The sequence below is a fragment of the Streptomyces sp. CO7 genome (assembly GCF_053474865.1).
In genome coordinates this window covers 100,022-100,543 of the sequence record NZ_JBRIOU010000001.1, presented here as the reverse complement: position 1 = coordinate 100,543, position 522 = coordinate 100,022, and the positions used below count along the sequence as shown (strand labels likewise).

Genomic DNA, 522 nt, shown 5'->3' with positions numbered 1-522 from the left:
ACTCCCGCCGCCTCCGCCGTTGCCTCCGCCCGTCCCGTCCTGAAGGACTCCAGGTTCCTGATGCAAGCCGAGCGCACCTCCTCGACCCGTTTCGCCGTCCACGTCGACGTCGCGCTGCGCGCGTCCGGCTGGGAGCCGGGGCGCTGGGACATCCGGCAGGCCGAGGTGTGGGCCGACGCGCTGCGCGAGCACGCCTCGCCGGCCGGGCACACGCACGCGGTGTTCCCGGCGGCGGTGGAGGCGTGGGCGGAGTTCGGCGGCCTGCGGATCGCCCCGTCCGGTCCGGGCCGTCAGGTCGCCCCCGCGGTGCTGGACATGGACCCCATGCACGGGCTGCACATGGCGCGCACCCTGGGAGACCTCGGGCGGGCGCTGGGGACGGAGCTGTGTCCGGTCGGGGCGGAGGCGGACACCGGGGCGCTGGTGGCCGTCGACGCGGTGGGGCGGGTGTACGCGCTCGACCACGCCGGTGACTGGTACCTCGGCCCCACCCTCGACCAGGCCCTCACCACCCTCCTCACC

The 522-nt window shown here is 75.9% G+C and carries 1 protein-coding gene; it reads left to right on the top strand.

The genetic code is table 11. The annotated features are described in order from the left end of the window. Positions 1–60: 60 nt before the first annotated feature. A partial coding sequence (locus ACOV8S_RS00450) for an SUKH-3 domain-containing protein (RefSeq protein WP_448315211.1) occupies positions 61–522 on the top strand: 462 nt, incomplete at its 3' end.